Annotated in this window: 16 protein-coding genes; 12 read left to right on the top strand and 4 right to left on the bottom strand. The window is 63.1% G+C overall.

Translation table 11 applies throughout. The features are described from left to right. Positions 1–36 precede the first annotated feature (36 nt). The 5 genes from AC0L23_RS14270 (at position 37) to AC0L23_RS14250 (ending at position 2,862) form a co-directional block, all read left to right on the top strand. A complete protein-coding gene (locus tag AC0L23_RS14270) occupies positions 37–306 on the top strand; it encodes a hypothetical protein (RefSeq protein WP_166517616.1) in 270 nt (89 codons plus the stop codon). A 77-nt stretch (positions 307–383) separates the two neighbouring features. Then, positions 384–959, top strand: coding sequence for a hypothetical protein (locus AC0L23_RS14265; RefSeq protein WP_473357042.1), 576 nt, complete (start codon positions 384–386; stop codon positions 957–959). Between the two features lie 12 nt (positions 960–971). After that, positions 972–1,526 (top strand): inner membrane-spanning protein YciB, encoded by a 555-nt coding sequence (locus AC0L23_RS14260; RefSeq protein WP_085349396.1) that lies wholly within the window; start codon positions 972–974, stop codon positions 1,524–1,526. A gap of 104 nt (positions 1,527–1,630) precedes the next feature. Then, the gene (locus AC0L23_RS14255) at positions 1,631–1,927 is read left to right on the top strand and encodes a hypothetical protein (protein WP_007602176.1); all 297 of its coding nucleotides are present in this window, start codon (positions 1,631–1,633) and stop codon (positions 1,925–1,927) included. Between the two features lie 14 nt (positions 1,928–1,941). Beyond that, positions 1,942–2,862, top strand: a complete 921-nt coding sequence (locus tag AC0L23_RS14250) for an SH3 domain-containing protein (RefSeq protein ID WP_473357041.1) — start codon at positions 1,942–1,944, stop codon at positions 2,860–2,862. A gap of 134 nt (positions 2,863–2,996) precedes the next feature. Here AC0L23_RS14250 and AC0L23_RS14245 read toward each other — a convergent pair whose 3' ends face one another. Next, complete coding sequence (locus AC0L23_RS14245; protein ID WP_204511676.1) at positions 2,997–4,652, bottom strand: fumarate hydratase; 1,656 nt, start codon at positions 4,650–4,652, stop codon at positions 2,997–2,999. Between the two features lie 246 nt (positions 4,653–4,898). On the opposite strand from AC0L23_RS14245, the gene AC0L23_RS14240 reads away from it, so the two are divergent. From AC0L23_RS14240 to AC0L23_RS14230, 3 genes are all read left to right on the top strand, one after another. Then, entirely contained in the window at positions 4,899–5,372 is a 474-nt protein-coding gene (locus tag AC0L23_RS14240; protein ID WP_035975114.1) for a hypothetical protein, read from the top strand. A gap of 286 nt (positions 5,373–5,658) precedes the next feature. Further along, positions 5,659–5,832 (top strand): hypothetical protein, encoded by a 174-nt coding sequence (locus AC0L23_RS14235; RefSeq protein ID WP_018456406.1) that lies wholly within the window; start codon positions 5,659–5,661, stop codon positions 5,830–5,832. Between the two features lie 115 nt (positions 5,833–5,947). After that, the gene (locus AC0L23_RS14230) at positions 5,948–6,622 is read left to right on the top strand and encodes a methyltransferase family protein (protein ID WP_473357040.1); all 675 of its coding nucleotides are present in this window, start codon (positions 5,948–5,950) and stop codon (positions 6,620–6,622) included. A 78-nt stretch (positions 6,623–6,700) separates the two neighbouring features. On the opposite strand, the gene AC0L23_RS14225 is transcribed toward AC0L23_RS14230, so the two are convergent. Continuing rightward, entirely contained in the window at positions 6,701–7,408 is a 708-nt protein-coding gene (locus tag AC0L23_RS14225; protein ID WP_473357039.1) for a glutathione S-transferase, read from the bottom strand. A gap of 185 nt (positions 7,409–7,593) precedes the next feature. After that, positions 7,594–8,271, bottom strand: a complete 678-nt coding sequence (locus AC0L23_RS14220) for a lectin (protein WP_085349432.1) — start codon at positions 8,269–8,271, stop codon at positions 7,594–7,596. A gap of 365 nt (positions 8,272–8,636) precedes the next feature. Between AC0L23_RS14220 and AC0L23_RS14215 the strand changes: the two genes are divergently transcribed. From AC0L23_RS14215 to AC0L23_RS14200, 4 genes are all read left to right on the top strand, one after another. Further along, complete coding sequence (locus AC0L23_RS14215) at positions 8,637–9,650, top strand: NrtA/SsuA/CpmA family ABC transporter substrate-binding protein (RefSeq protein WP_162496422.1); 1,014 nt, start codon at positions 8,637–8,639, stop codon at positions 9,648–9,650. Positions 9,651–9,664: 14 nt separating this feature from the next. Further along, entirely contained in the window at positions 9,665–10,486 is an 822-nt protein-coding gene (locus AC0L23_RS14210; protein WP_245329551.1) for an ABC transporter permease, read from the top strand. Positions 10,487–10,506: 20 nt separating this feature from the next. Then, positions 10,507–11,346, top strand: a complete 840-nt coding sequence (locus AC0L23_RS14205) for an ABC transporter ATP-binding protein (protein ID WP_473357038.1) — start codon at positions 10,507–10,509, stop codon at positions 11,344–11,346. Positions 11,347–11,433: 87 nt separating this feature from the next. Then, complete coding sequence (locus tag AC0L23_RS14200) at positions 11,434–12,159, top strand: Crp/Fnr family transcriptional regulator (protein WP_085349405.1); 726 nt, start codon at positions 11,434–11,436, stop codon at positions 12,157–12,159. 10 nt (positions 12,160–12,169) lie between these two features. On the opposite strand, the gene atzF is transcribed toward AC0L23_RS14200, so the two are convergent. After that, positions 12,170–13,555, bottom strand: a complete 1,386-nt coding sequence (gene atzF / locus AC0L23_RS14195; protein WP_085349433.1) for an allophanate hydrolase — start codon at positions 13,553–13,555, stop codon at positions 12,170–12,172. Positions 13,556–13,619 lie beyond the last annotated feature (64 nt).

Below are 13,619 nucleotides of genomic sequence, written 5' to 3'. Positions count from 1 at the left end.
CCTCTCGACATCGCTGATGTCACCAAAAGGTCTCTCATGCATATGCCCTCGATCACCGCGGACCGCCTCGCTGTCCTGATCCTGTTCCTGATCTGCGCCGGGATCACGCTCCCGATGATCCGGCCGCGGCGGAGCGGCCAAACCATCTTCAACGGCGGTATCTTGCTCGCCTTCGTCCTCTCGATCGCCTGCGCGTTACCTGTGCTGCCGCACCTGTCCTGGGCCGGCTTCATTGATGAGATGGCCGACCAAGCCGTTGCAGCAATCCAATTTTTGGAAGTCGCTTACGTCATTTTGACACTGTAAAGATTTGACTTGACCACGCCTCGCTGCTGACATATTGATCTTTACACCGTAAAGATAAAGCCGGACCGAGGCGAACCATGGCGATTTTCCTGATCCTCGCGCCCTACGGCGCCTTCACTTTCCTGATGCTGATGACGTCTGCCACGATCAGCGTATTCGTAGCCTCGGCAACCTGTCTGGCCACCGTGGCGATCGATGTCGTGCGCGGTCGCTCGCTGAAGATCCTGGCTATGGGCTCGGCGCTGCTATTCGCCGCAATCGGCCTCCACCTCGCGCTGTTCGACCCGGCGCTTGGCACGCTCGGTGTCAAGCTGTCGGTCGACATCGGCATCTTCGTCATCTCGCTCGGCTCGATGCTGGTCCGGCGTCCCTTCACGCTGCAATACGCGGTCAAATCCGTGCCGGCCGAGACCGCGGCAATGCCCGGCTTTCTCTATGCCAATTACGTCATCACGGGCGCTTGGACCGCGGCTGCGCTGCTGATGGCGGCCGCCAATCTCGTGCTGCTCTATGTCCCCGGCCTGCCGCTCTGGTCGAGCCTTGCGGTCGCCTTCGCCGCCCGCAACAGCGCGATCTATTTCACAAAATGGTATCCCGAATATCGGCAGATCAAGTACGGTGCGCCGGCCAGCCCAATGTCCAACTCCCGCTGAACAGGATCGACGATGAAGGACGTATTCGCCCGCCTCGCCTCCGACCTCTTCTCTGCCATCGTCTTCCTGGTCATCTACATCATCACCGACAACGTCGTCCTGGCAACGTCGGTGGCGATTGCCGGAGCGATCGCGCAGGTGATCTACGCGCGCGTCAAGGGGCAGCAGCTCAATTACATGACCTATGCGAGCGTCGCGCTCGTCGTCGTGCTCGGCACGGTCACGCTGCTGACCAACGATCCCCGCTTCATGCTCGCAAAGCCCTCGATCGCGCATTTCGCGATCGGCGCCATCATGCTCAAGCGGGGCTGGATGCTGCGCTACATGCCGCCGATCGTCGTCGAGACCGTTCCGGAATATGTGACGGCTGCAGGTTATGCCTGGGCCGCGCTGATGTTCGTAATCGGCGCCGGCATGATCGCCGTCGCCTCCACAGGCGATCTGAAGCTGTGGGCGTTCTACATCACGGTGGTCGCGGGCGGCGCCAAGATCCTCGCCTTCGCCGTGCAATACGTCGTGCTTCGCCTCATCGTCACCAGCCGACGACGCGCCGCCGCCCGCGCCTAAATGCCTCCAACGGAGCGTTAGGCGCGAGCGGCGAGTTGCGCTATACGCTCGGCCGGGACTGGCCCGCGGATCGTCGCGGTCCGCCGGGATCTTGGGAGACGCGAATGGCCGTCGACGGCAACTGGACTCTGACCCTGACGACCCCCATGGGCGAGCGCAAGGCGACGCTGAGCCTGACGGCTGCCGGCGGCACGCTCACGGGGACGCAGGGCGCGGAAGGCGATACAGCCGAGATTTTCGATGGCACCGTCAGCGGCGATGCCGTCAACTGGAAGGTCTCGATCACCAATCCGATGCCCTTGACGCTCGAATTCATCGGAACCGTCTCCGGCGACAGCATGAGCGGTGAGATGGGCATCGGCCCGATGGGCAGCTTCCCGTTCACCGGCACGCGCGCCTAAGCGGCGCGGCAACGGTGCGCGCGCTCGGTCTCATCGCGGCGACGATCCTGTGTGTCGCGACACAAGCGGCTAGCGCGGACGACGCCGAACCGGCGTGGCGGGCAAGCGCGCTCGCCATGCTACCGGCAGGCTATGTCGCCGGCACGGCCTATCGAACCGAAGGGTTGACGGGCTACCTCGCCGTCTATCCGATCTCGTCGAACGATCCGAAGTCACCTGCAAGCGTGTTCGCCACGCGCCAGGCTCTCGTGGTCGCGCTGACGCCGGATGCGACGCGCGCAATCTCAGCCGAATTGAAGCCGCGTAGCGGGCCCGATTCTGACAACGACGACACCGACTTCGCAAAGCTGCATGCCGATCTCGCCGCCAGGCGCTCAACGCTTCCCGACGGTACCGAGCCCTGCGATTTCGGCGCATGGTCCGTCGACAAGGATCCTGATGGCCTCAACGTGCGTGCCGAACCATCGATCAAGGCGCGTGTGCTCGGCACGCTTCCGCCGCCCTACCGGTTCAAGCTCGGCGGCAGCGAGAACACGCCGGATGGCGGCTGGCTTACCGAATTCCGCATCATCGGTTTCAAGAACGGCTGGTTTCTGATCGAAGGCGCCAAGCCGCCGGGCAAGGACTACGAGGACGACAAGAAATATCCGCGCAGCGCGCCAAAGCCCTATGCCGGACGCGGCTGGGTCGCCTCCAACAAGGTCGGCGCGTCCTACGCCAATGGCGCGACACGCATGGGCGGCCTGTTCCAAGCACCCTTCGTCGATGCGAAATGGATGCCCGCCCAGCGCGAGCTCGGCGGCGCGATCGACACCGACGGCGGACCGAAGCACATCTTTGCCTGCAGCGGCCTCTGGGGCTTGGTCGAGAGCCAGGACGGCGTCCGCGGCTGGTGGCGCGGGCTGTGCTCCAACCAGGTCACAAATTGTAGTTGAGCGAGTAAGTCTCGTGGCCCGGACGCGACGCAGCGCGAAGCGGTGCATCGCAGAGCCGGGACCCATGCCCGCCATGGGGACCCCGGATCAGCAGCGCATCATTTCATGCTGCGCAGCGTCCGGGGAACGCGGCCTCAGCCCAAATTCAACTCCTTGAAGAAGTCATTGCCCTTGTCGTCGATGATGATGAACGCCGGGAAGTCGACGACCTCGATGCGCCAAATCGCTTCCATGCCGAGCTCGGGATATTCGAGCACCTCGACCTTCTTGATGCAGTGCTCGGCAAGATTCGCCGCGGCACCGCCGATCGAGCCGAGATAGAAGCCGCCATACTTCTTGCAGGCCTCACGCACGGCCGGCGCGCGGTTGCCCTTGGCGACCATCACCATCGAGCCGCCGGCGGCCTGGAACTGATCGACAAAAGAATCCATACGGCCCGCAGTGGTCGGGCCGAACGCACCGGAGGCATAGCCCTCGGGCGTCTTGGCCGGGCCCGCGTAATAGACCGGATGGTTCTTGAAATAGTCCGGCAGCGGCTCGCCCTTGTCGAGCCGCTCGCGCAGCTTGGCATGCGCGGAATCGCGCGCGACGATCATGGTGCCGGTCATCGATACCCGCGTCTTGGTCGGGTACTTCGAGAACGTGGCAAGGATATCCTTCATCGGCTGGTTGAGGTCGATCTTGACGACCTCGCCGCCGAGCGACTGCTCGACCTCAGGCAGATACTGCGCCGGGTTGTGCTCGAGCTCCTCGAGATAGACGCCCTCCCTGGTGATCTTGCCGAGCACCTGGCGATCGGCCGAGCAGGACACGCCGAGCCCGATCGGGAGCGAGGCGCCATGACGCGGCATGCGGATCACGCGGACGTCGTGGCAGAAATATTTGCCGCCGAACTGCGCGCCGACGCCGAGCGACTGCGTCATCTTCAGAATTTCCTGCTCCATCTCGAGATCGCGAAACGCGTTGCCGTCGGGCGAGCCGTGGGTCGGCAGCGCGTCGAGATAGCGAGCCGACGCCAGCTTCACCGTCTTCATGCAGAGCTCGGCCGAGGTGCCGCCGATGACGATCGCGAGGTGATAGGGCGGGCACGCCGCGGTGCCCAGCGTCAACACCTTCTCCTTCAGGAAGGCGAGCAGCCGGTCCTTGGTCAGCACCGAGGGCGTCGCCTGGAAGAGGAAGCTCTTGTTGGCGGAGCCGCCGCCCTTCGCCATGAACATAAACTTGTAGGCGTCATCGCCCTCGGCGTAGATCTCGCACTGCGCCGGCATGTTGTTGGCGGTGTTCTTCTCCTCGTACATCGACAGCGGCGCGACCTGCGAGTAGCGCAGATTGCGGCGCAGGTAAGCATCGCGCGCGCCTTCCGACAGTGCCGCCTCGTCGTCACCATCGGTGATGACGTTGCAGCCCTTCTTGCCCATGATGATCGCGGTGCCGGTGTCCTGGCACATCGGCAGCACGCCGCCGGCGGCGATGTTGGCGTTCTTGAGGAAGTCCAGCGCGACGAACTTGTCGTTCGGGCTCGCCTCGCTATCCTCCAGGATCGCGCGGAGCTGCTTCAGATGACCCGGCCGCAGATAGTGGTTGATGTCGCCAAAGGCCGCTTCCGACAATGCCCGCAGCGCCTCACGCGACACCACCAGCATGTCTTTCCCCAGGACCTTCTCGACCCCCACGCCCTCGGCCGTGATCTTCTTGTAGGGGGTCTCGTCCTTACCCAGCGGAAACAGCGGCGTGTGCTTGTAGGGCGGAACGGGCTTGGCGGGGTCGGGGAAAGTGGTGGGAGCGTTCATGGGCGGGAATCTCGGGGTTTTGGAGCCCTCGCATGGGCCCCTTTCATAGAAGCGTTCTAAGCTTTTTTGCCGCAAAGGGAAGGCGCTCTGGTGCGGTCGGGGCATCCCGATTCGACGGCACGGCGAGCTATTTTCGGCGGCTGTCGGCGGACACGAGGCCCTCATGACGCCAGTGAAGACCCTGGGTGCACCCCTTGCGCTACGCGCGAGACGACGGTTGAATGCGCCCGCTAAGGGGCTTTCATCATGACATTGAACTTACACGTCCGCGGCGCGATCCTGGTCGCCGCCGCCATCACCGGCCTTGTGACCATCGCCTCGCCCGCCCGCGCGGACCGCTGCGATGACAGCGCCAAGGAGCTGGCGAACCAGGTCGATCGCCTCAAGGTGAATTTCCGCGCCGCCAATGTGGTCTACTTGACTCATCCCGCGGCCAAGGAATTGTCCGTGGCTTGCCGTGGCGACAAATATTCGATCGAGCTCTATGCCAAGGGCGATCGCAAGCCCAAGCCGGAGTTCTTTGCGCTGGTGGGGTCGATGGCCGCGATCGTCTTCACCGTGACCAAGGACGATACGACGACGGGCGCGACACGCTGCCTGAAGCGGATGGGGCTCTTGCGCGGCGACAAGATCAGCATGCGCTACCGGCGTCTCAACATGGAATGCACCCGCACCAAGACGGATGCGTCGATCGCGATCACGCGCGGCAAGGACGAATAGGCGGCTCCCGCGCGGTGTGCGTCTGACAGCACACCGCCCATTTCGGACTCCGTCATTGCGAGCGTAGCGAAGCAATCCAGAATCCCTCCGCGGAAACAGTCTGGATTGCTTAGCTACGCTCGCAATGACGAGGAGAGGTCTGTCCTCTCGCGGAAACAGCGCTTGTGGCGGCACGAAAGCGGCCTCCTCTGCCGCACCAGATCCCTCGCATTTTAACGATTGGCTTGAAGGAAATTTCGCGTCTCGCGGCGCAGGGTCAATTGTTTCCATATGTGAGGATTTGTGGATGAGCGTTTCTACCGTTTCGCCGCCGCCGATCGCGATCGTGGTGCCGAGCTACGACACGACCAAGCAGCAGGACGATCAGACCAAGACCAAGGACAACGACCCGACCTATAAGCCGCCGCCGCCTGCGCCGCTGCCGCCGGGTCAGGGTACTCGGATCGATCAGCTCGCCTGATCAGCCGCGTCGAGATGAAATGCCCGATCCGGTCGATCGGGCTTTTCGCGTGTCCGGCCGCATCTTCGCCGGATAGCGGGACCAATATCGTGCGCGGCTACCCTGAGACCTGCGCATGATCGCAAGACTGCTGTTGCAGAGCACGATCACCACCGCCGCCATGGGCGCGCTGCTGTTCGCGTGCGCCGGAACCCTGCACTGGCCGTCGGCTTGGGTGTTCCTCGCGACCTCCGCCCTGCTCGGCCCGCTCTGCGGCTGGTGGCTTTACCGGGTCGACCCCGCACTGCTCGCCGAACGCCTGCGGCCGGTCCTGCAAAAGGACCAGCCCGCTGCCGACAAGGCGTTCATGGCCGTCTTCGTCATTACGATGCTGGTCTGGCTGGCGGCGATGGGGCTTGACCGGCGTACGCTGTCCTCCGACATGCCGATGGCGCTGCAGATGCTCGGCCTCGCCCTGTTCCTGCTTTCGACGCTGTTCATCCTCTGGGTTTTCCGCGAGAACTCGTTCGCGGCGCCCGTGGTGAAGCTGCAAGCCGAGCGCGCGCAGCGCGTGATCTCGACGGGGCCTTATGCCCATGTACGCCATCCCATGTACAGCGGCATGATGCTGTTCTTCGCCGGCGTGCCGCTGCTTCTGGGCTCATGGTGGGGACTTCTGATGGCGCCCTTGTTCCTCGTCTTGTTTGCGGTCCGCATTCGCATCGAGGAGCGCACGCTGCGCGAGGGCCTGCCGGGCTATGCCGACTATGTGACGCGCGTGCGCTATCGCCTGCTGCCTGGCGTCTGGTGAGCGCGCGCATCACTCTGTAAATCGCAGAAAAGTGTTCCCTCCGATCGACTGACGTCGGCCGAAGCGTTCGCAGGCGCTCTAGCCATCCAATTCGCGGTAGCGGCGGAAGATGCCCTGCTCGTTGAAGGGAATACGGCGCTCGCTTTCGAGATAAGCCTTGATGTTCGGGCGCGCCGACACGCGGTCGTGCATGCCGACGAGGGCCGGGATATCTGTCTCGAACGCCTTCATCCGCTTCGGAAACGCATAGCGTAGTCCCGCGACGAGCTGGAACAGCGAGAGATCGACATAGGTCATCTTGCGGCCGGTGACATAGGCGCCGCCATTGTCCTGAAGGAGGTGCTCGAAATAGCCGAGATATTTCGGCACGCGCTCGCCCCAGAAGTCGGCGGTGCGCTTCTTTGCCGGCGGTTTCTGATCTTCGTAGTAGAGCGAGGGCCCGAGCGGGTGATGGGTGTCGTGAATCTCGACCATGAAATCGGTGATCGTCAGCTGGAGCTGATGCACCCAGAGTTGACCCGCTTCCGAGTTCGGGGCGAGGGCGTGGCGGGCGCCGAGATAGAGCAGGATGTTCGCGGTCTGGCCGATGACGAGCTTGCCGGCTTTGAGGAACGGCGGCGCAAAGGGCGGCGTGCCCTTGTGTGCGTCCATCATCTTCATCATCGCAGCTGTACCGCGTCGGCCACGCGCCACGTCGATGTAAGCCGCGCCAGCCTCCTCGAGCGCGAGCCGCACATATTCACCGCGGCCCTGGATCTCGGGCCAATAATAGAGCTCGTATTTCATGGAAGGGTCCGTGAGCGTGGAAGCGACAGGACCAATCTATCACGCGCGACAAGGTTCCGTCAGGATGGGGCGGAAGGGCGGCACCACACGCTCCGTCATTGCGAGCGCAGCGAAGCAATCCAGACTGTCACCCTGGAGGGACTCTGGATTGCTTCGTCGCTGCGCTCCTCGCAATGACGGAAGCCTCAATTCGACGCGAAGCAATACAGCAGGCCGTCGCCGCCGGTGCTCTTCAGATCGGCCTGCGAGCAGCCGCCGTCGGGTCCGCGCGAGGGGTGTGCGGTGTTCCAGGATTTGACCGTCGGGTTGGTCGCAGGGCCGTTGATGTCGGAGTGGCCGAGCATCGCCGCGCCTTGCGTACTCGACGTCCAGTTTTTGCAGGTGCGGTCGTCGGGACCCGCAAACGCGGTGCCGTCGGACTGCGATCCCGTGAGAATGTCGTGCCGGTTAGGCTGGTCGCCATAGCCGTTTACAATCTCGCCCTTCTCGGTCAGCGCTGTCTCCTTGCTGATCTTGTTGGCGCTGTGCAAATCGGCCACGTCCTTGGCGATTTCCACGCCCTTGGCGTTCTGCCAAGGTCCCTTGCCGATGCGGTCGCGCGCGTTGACGGCCGGCTTGCCGTCGGCGGCCTGCGTGGAGAGATAGGCGCGCCAGGTCTTACTGCCGGCGCCGCCGGCCTGGGCCAACTTCTGGCACTGCGCATCGGCCCCCTCCAGACCGCCGAGATCGGCGCCTTTGCCAGGACCGTTGGAAGTCACGAAGAACGTCATGTTGGCCGACTGCGCCTGCGCCGATGGCGCCGCAAGCAAGGCCGCAGCGAGCGCGAGGCCTGAAATCGTCATGGTTCTCTCAATGCGGATCATCCTGTCCTCCATTTGTGTTGTCGTTGGCCGCCAGATTTCAACCCGACGCAAGCCCGCTTATTCCGATGCCGCGATGCGAGACGCCCAAAAGAAAAAGGCCCCGTGCAAGGAGCACGATGCCCTGTTTTTTTCATGTCGTCTGCGATCAGTTGGTCGACGGGATCGCCGACGATTCCCAGCCGCTTCCCGACTGCCATGTCGATTAATTGCTTCCCGGGACAATGGTGCCGGGCGAGCATACCAAATGGGCCGATCCTCAAGTGATCGTCCAGGGGAGGACGCGGGGGACTGTGGCGGGACCGTTCAGGGCGGCATCCGCGATGACATCGGGGCTGCGTAGCGCGCGGCGCAAGGGGAGATCGTTCATGCACCGGACCACAATCCGCCCAATCACGACAATTGCCGGCCGCGCCACCCTTTGCTGCCTTGCCGTCGGTCTTGCCCTGGGTCCGAACTGCGCCTTGGCCGCGGAACTGCTCAAAGCCCGGCTGGCGCAAAATCTCGCACCGATCTCCGGCCTTGCGATCGTCGCCAAGTCGAAGGGAATCTTCGAAAAGCACGGTCTGGACATCACGGTTTCGAACTTCACGTCCGGCAAGCAGTGCCTGGACACCGTGATCGGGGGCGGTGCCGACATCGCGACCACGGCGGAGGCGCCGGTCACCGCATCGACGATGGCAAACCAGCCCATCGCCTTCATCGCCGGGATGGAATATTCCGATCTCAAGACGCTCGTCGCGGCCAAGGCCGGCGTCAAGACCAAGGCAGATCTTCGCGGCAAGCGAATCGCCTTCACTGCCGGCACCGGTAGCGAGGTTTACACGGCGACCTTGCTGAAGTCGGCGGGATTGACGCCCAAGGATGTCACCCTCGTCAATCTGCGGCCGCAGGAGATGCTGCCGGCACTCGCGGCCGGAAGCATCGACGCGATCGACACCTGGGAGCCCCACGTCGCCAACGCGAAGAAGGCAATGGGCGAAGCCGTCACTGAGGTAGATACAAAAGGCACCTATTCCGAGACGTTCAATATCGTCGTCATGAAGCCGTACCTGGACGCCAACCCAGTGCTGGTCGAGAAATTCATCGCCGCACTGATCGATGCCGAGATCTGGATGAAGGCACAGCCGGATGAAGCAATCACGACAGTCGCGGACGCAGTTGGAATGAAGCGGGACGAACTCGCCCCCATCTGGGCCGACTATGTTTACCGGGTGCGTCTCGACGACCGGCTCATCGAGATTCTGAAGACCCATTCCGCATGGCGCCTCGAGAGCGGCAACCATCCTCCGGGAGCGGCGATGCCCGACTTCAGCAAGGTCGTCGTCACCGAGCCACTGAAAAAGGTCGATCCCGCACGCGTCACCCTGTCGTGGAAATAGGCACCCGCGCGGCCATGCAGGAAGCCACGTCAGCAGGACGCGATATTGCCATCCGCACTGGCGGTCGCGCTCGGCCGAATTCAGTTCGGCTTCGCCGCCTCAATATTCTGGTCGGGGCGCTTTCGCTTCCCTTGTTCATTGGGTTCTGGGAACTGGTCTCCCGTTCCGGGACCGTCAACATGGTGCTGTTTCCACCGCCGACGGTGGTTGCTGCGGCCGTGCTTGAGTGGATACGAAGCGGACAGTTCTTTAGCGATCTGTTGGCCAGCCTCTTTCGCGTCACCACGGGATTCATCATAGGCGGCGCGCTCGGCATCCTGCTCGGTGTTCTCACCGGCCAATTCCCCGTTATCTCGAGCTTGCTGTCCCCGCTATTCCATATCTTGCGGCCAATTCCGCCGATTGCGTTCGTGCCGATCGTCATCCTCTGGTTCGGCCTGTCGGAGGCGGGAAAATTGTTCCTCGTCGTATGGGGCGTATTCTTCACGGTGTGGCTTTCGACTCACATCGGCGTGCAGAAGGTCGACCGCGGCCTGATTCGGGCGGCATTGATGCTCGGCACGCCCCGACGGCAGATGCTGCAGGAGATAGTGCTGCTGGGCGCGCTTCCCTACATTGTCGTCGGGTTGCGCACCGCCGTCAGCATCTCCTTCTACACGCTCGTCGCGGCTGAACTGGCCGGCGCTTTCGCCGGCATTGTCTACAGGATCGAGATTGCGCAGCAGAATTTGCAAACGGGCCAGGTCATGGGCGGGCTCGCAGCGCTCGGGTTGATGTCGTTCATCGCCGACCGGCTGTTTGCGGCTCTTGCCGAACGTATCGTCTGGTGGCGCTGATGTCGGGATCTCGATCGGGCATGAAACTGGCACTGGCAAGTTCGCCTGCCTCCGTCGAATCGGCGCGAAAACAACCGGCCGTTCAAGTCTCGAACCTGAGCATCGTTTTCGACACCAAGCGCGGGCAGATCATCGCGGTCGATCGCGTTTCGTTTGACGTGGCGCCTGGCGAGTTCGTTTGCATCGCCGGTCCCTCCGGCTGCGGCAAGTCGACGGTGCTCAATACGATCGCCGGGCTGGAAGTGCCGTTCGAAGGCGAGATCCTGGTCGAGGGTGCGCCCGTCTACAGTCCGCGTCCCGATGTCGGCATGGTGTTCCAGCAGCCGCATCTCTTCCCCTGGAAGTCCGTCCGCAGCAACATCGCCCACGGTCCCAGGATGCTCGGAAAGTCCACGACGGAAGCGTATGCCATCGCCGACGATCTGATCGCGATGGTCGGCCTCAAGCGTTTCGCCGACGCTTATCCGATGACGCTGTCCGGCGGCATGCAACAGCGCGTGGCGATCGCGCGAGCGCTGGCCAATCAGCCCCGTGTGCTGCTGATGGACGAGCCCTTCGGGGCGCTCGACGCGCAGACCCGCGCCGTGATGCAAGACAATCTGCTGGCGCTGCGCGACCGGATCAAGGCTACGATCGTGTTCGTGACGCATGACATCGATGAAGCCATCGTGCTGGCCGACCGCGTTCTCATCATGAGCGCGGGACCTGGCCGCATCCTGCGCGAAGTCGCGGTCAAGCTGCCGCGCCCGCGGTCGAGTTCTGTCATGGTCGAGCCAGCATATCTTTCGCTCAAGAAAGATTGTCTCGACGTCATCCGCGCAGAAGGGTTGCGGGCATTCAATCAGTCGGACGCGGACTGATGACGCGGAGTCCGCGTCTGAGGCGAACGCAGGGAGCTGGCATGGTTCTTGAATAGCCGATGCCAGGTCTCACATGCGGAGCCGGCCATGCACAGGGCGAACAGCGCGATAGCGGCAGGTGTGATGCTCGCGGAGTCGGACGATCTCGTCAGACCGCTGCCCGGCTTATTGGATGGTCTCAACCGGGCTGATTGCAATCGCTTGCGTGCGATCGGACGCGAAAAGATCCTGGAAGCCGGCCAACTGGTGTGGTCCCAGGGCGACGCACAGGCCGGGATCTACCTGATCAGCGAGGGGCGCATACGCAGCTACTATGCCGCACCGTCGGGGCGCGAAGTCACGCTCGCCTATTGGTTTCCAGGCAACTTCGTCGGCGGGCCCGACATCTTCGGGACAGGCCCGCATATGTGGACATCGGTTGCGGCCGAGCGCAGCCGGTTGACGTTCATGCCCGGACTGGCATTGCGGCGGCTTGCGCTCGAATCGCCGGCAATCGCCGTCGCCTTGCTGGATGCCCTCGCATTCAAGGCGCGATGCTATTCGGCAATGGCCCAGATGCTTGGGACGCGCTCGGTCACCGAGCGGCTGCATAGCCTGCTGATCTTCCTGTCGCATGTCTACGGCGTGAAACGCGACGGCGAGATCGTCGTCGGCATGCCGTTTACGCACGGCGACCTTGCCAATCTGATCGGATCCACCCGCCAATGGGTGACCGTGCAACTCGCGCGGCTCCAGGATGAAGGCGTGATCAGATACGAAAGATCCGTGATTGCGATCCTGGATGTTTCTACACTTGGGCAGGCGATGGGATAATGTCCGCCCGTTAGCCGCCAGACTTCAATTCGAATGCCGATCCGTCTGCGCCGGCCTCGAACCGCCGTGCGAGTCCGATCAGCGCGCGATCGTGCCAGGCCGGCGCCAGCAGGGTCACGCCCATGGGCATGCCGTTCGGCAATTTCGTATTCGGAACGGCGACGCCGCAGAGATCGAGTAGATTGGCAAAGTACGAGTAGTAGCCCAGACGATTGTTGAGGGTGATCGGATCACGATGCATCTCCTCCAGTGTGAACGGCCGCGGTGCAGTCGGAACCACCAGGGCATCGATGCCGGCAAAGATTGCTTCGGCGTCGCGGCGAAGCCGGTGCAGCCGGTGAATGGCGCCAAACGTGTCGATCGCCGAATACCCGGCGGCTGAGCCCAGCACGGTCCTCGTGACATCAAGCAAGGCGCCGGATTCGACGTCGATGAGCGAAGCGATGGCCGAGTGCCGCTCCGCGACCCAGGGACCGCTGAACATCAACTCCCCGGCCTGGCGGAATGGGGCGAAGTCCACCTCGATCGCCGTTCCTCCGATATGAGCAAGACGTTCGCAGGCACTCTCGTAGAGTTCGCCGCATTCCGACATGCCGAAGCATTCGAGATCTGCTGGCGCAACGCGGCCGAACCGGAATGATGCCGCCGCACCGTTGGCGGGGAAAAAGGTTCTGGGCAGGCGGCTGTAGGGATCTTCGAAATCAAACCCTTCGATGATGTCGAGGATTGCTTCGCCGTCGCTGACGGTATTGCAGAATACCGACACGCAATCGATCGTCGGACAATTCGGCACCAGGCCACGTGATGACACCAGCCCAACGGTCGGCTTGATTCCGACGATGTTGTTGAACCCGGCAGGTATGCGCCCCGAGCCGCCGGTATCGGTGCCGAGCGCAAAGGCGACGTGCCCCGCCGCCACGGCGACCGCGGAGCCGGAACTGGAACCGCCCGCAACATAGCGCGCATCGGCAACCGACGCGCAGGGGCCATGGGGCGAGCGCACGCCGGACAGGCCTGTGGCGAACTGATCGAGATTGGTCTTTCCGAGGCAAATTGCGCCGGCTGCGGTGAGGCGTTCGACGCTATGCGCGGAATGCCAGGGCGTATAGCTGAACGCCGGACATGCGGCAGTGGTCGGCATTCCCGCGACGTCGATGTTGTCCTTCACACCAAATGGAATGCCGAGCAGCGGAAGATTTTCGCCCGTCCGCGCGCGCGCCACCAGCTTATGGCATTCTTCGAGTGCCTCCTGCCGCGGGCGAAGATAGATCCAGCAATTGCGGTCGCGCTCGGCCTCGATCCGGTCATACGCCGTTCCGATCGCCTCCAGCAGCAGGGACGAACTCCTGGCAATGCCTTCGTAGTTTGTCCTGAGGCGCGCGACACACTGGCTCACGGAATATCTCCTCATCCAACCGGCAGGCGCGAAATTGCGGCAGCTCTGCGCGGCCAACAAGCAA

This window comes from Bradyrhizobium sp. MI1.4 (assembly GCF_055811315.1).
This window is presented reverse-complemented; position numbering and strand designations above follow the sequence as displayed.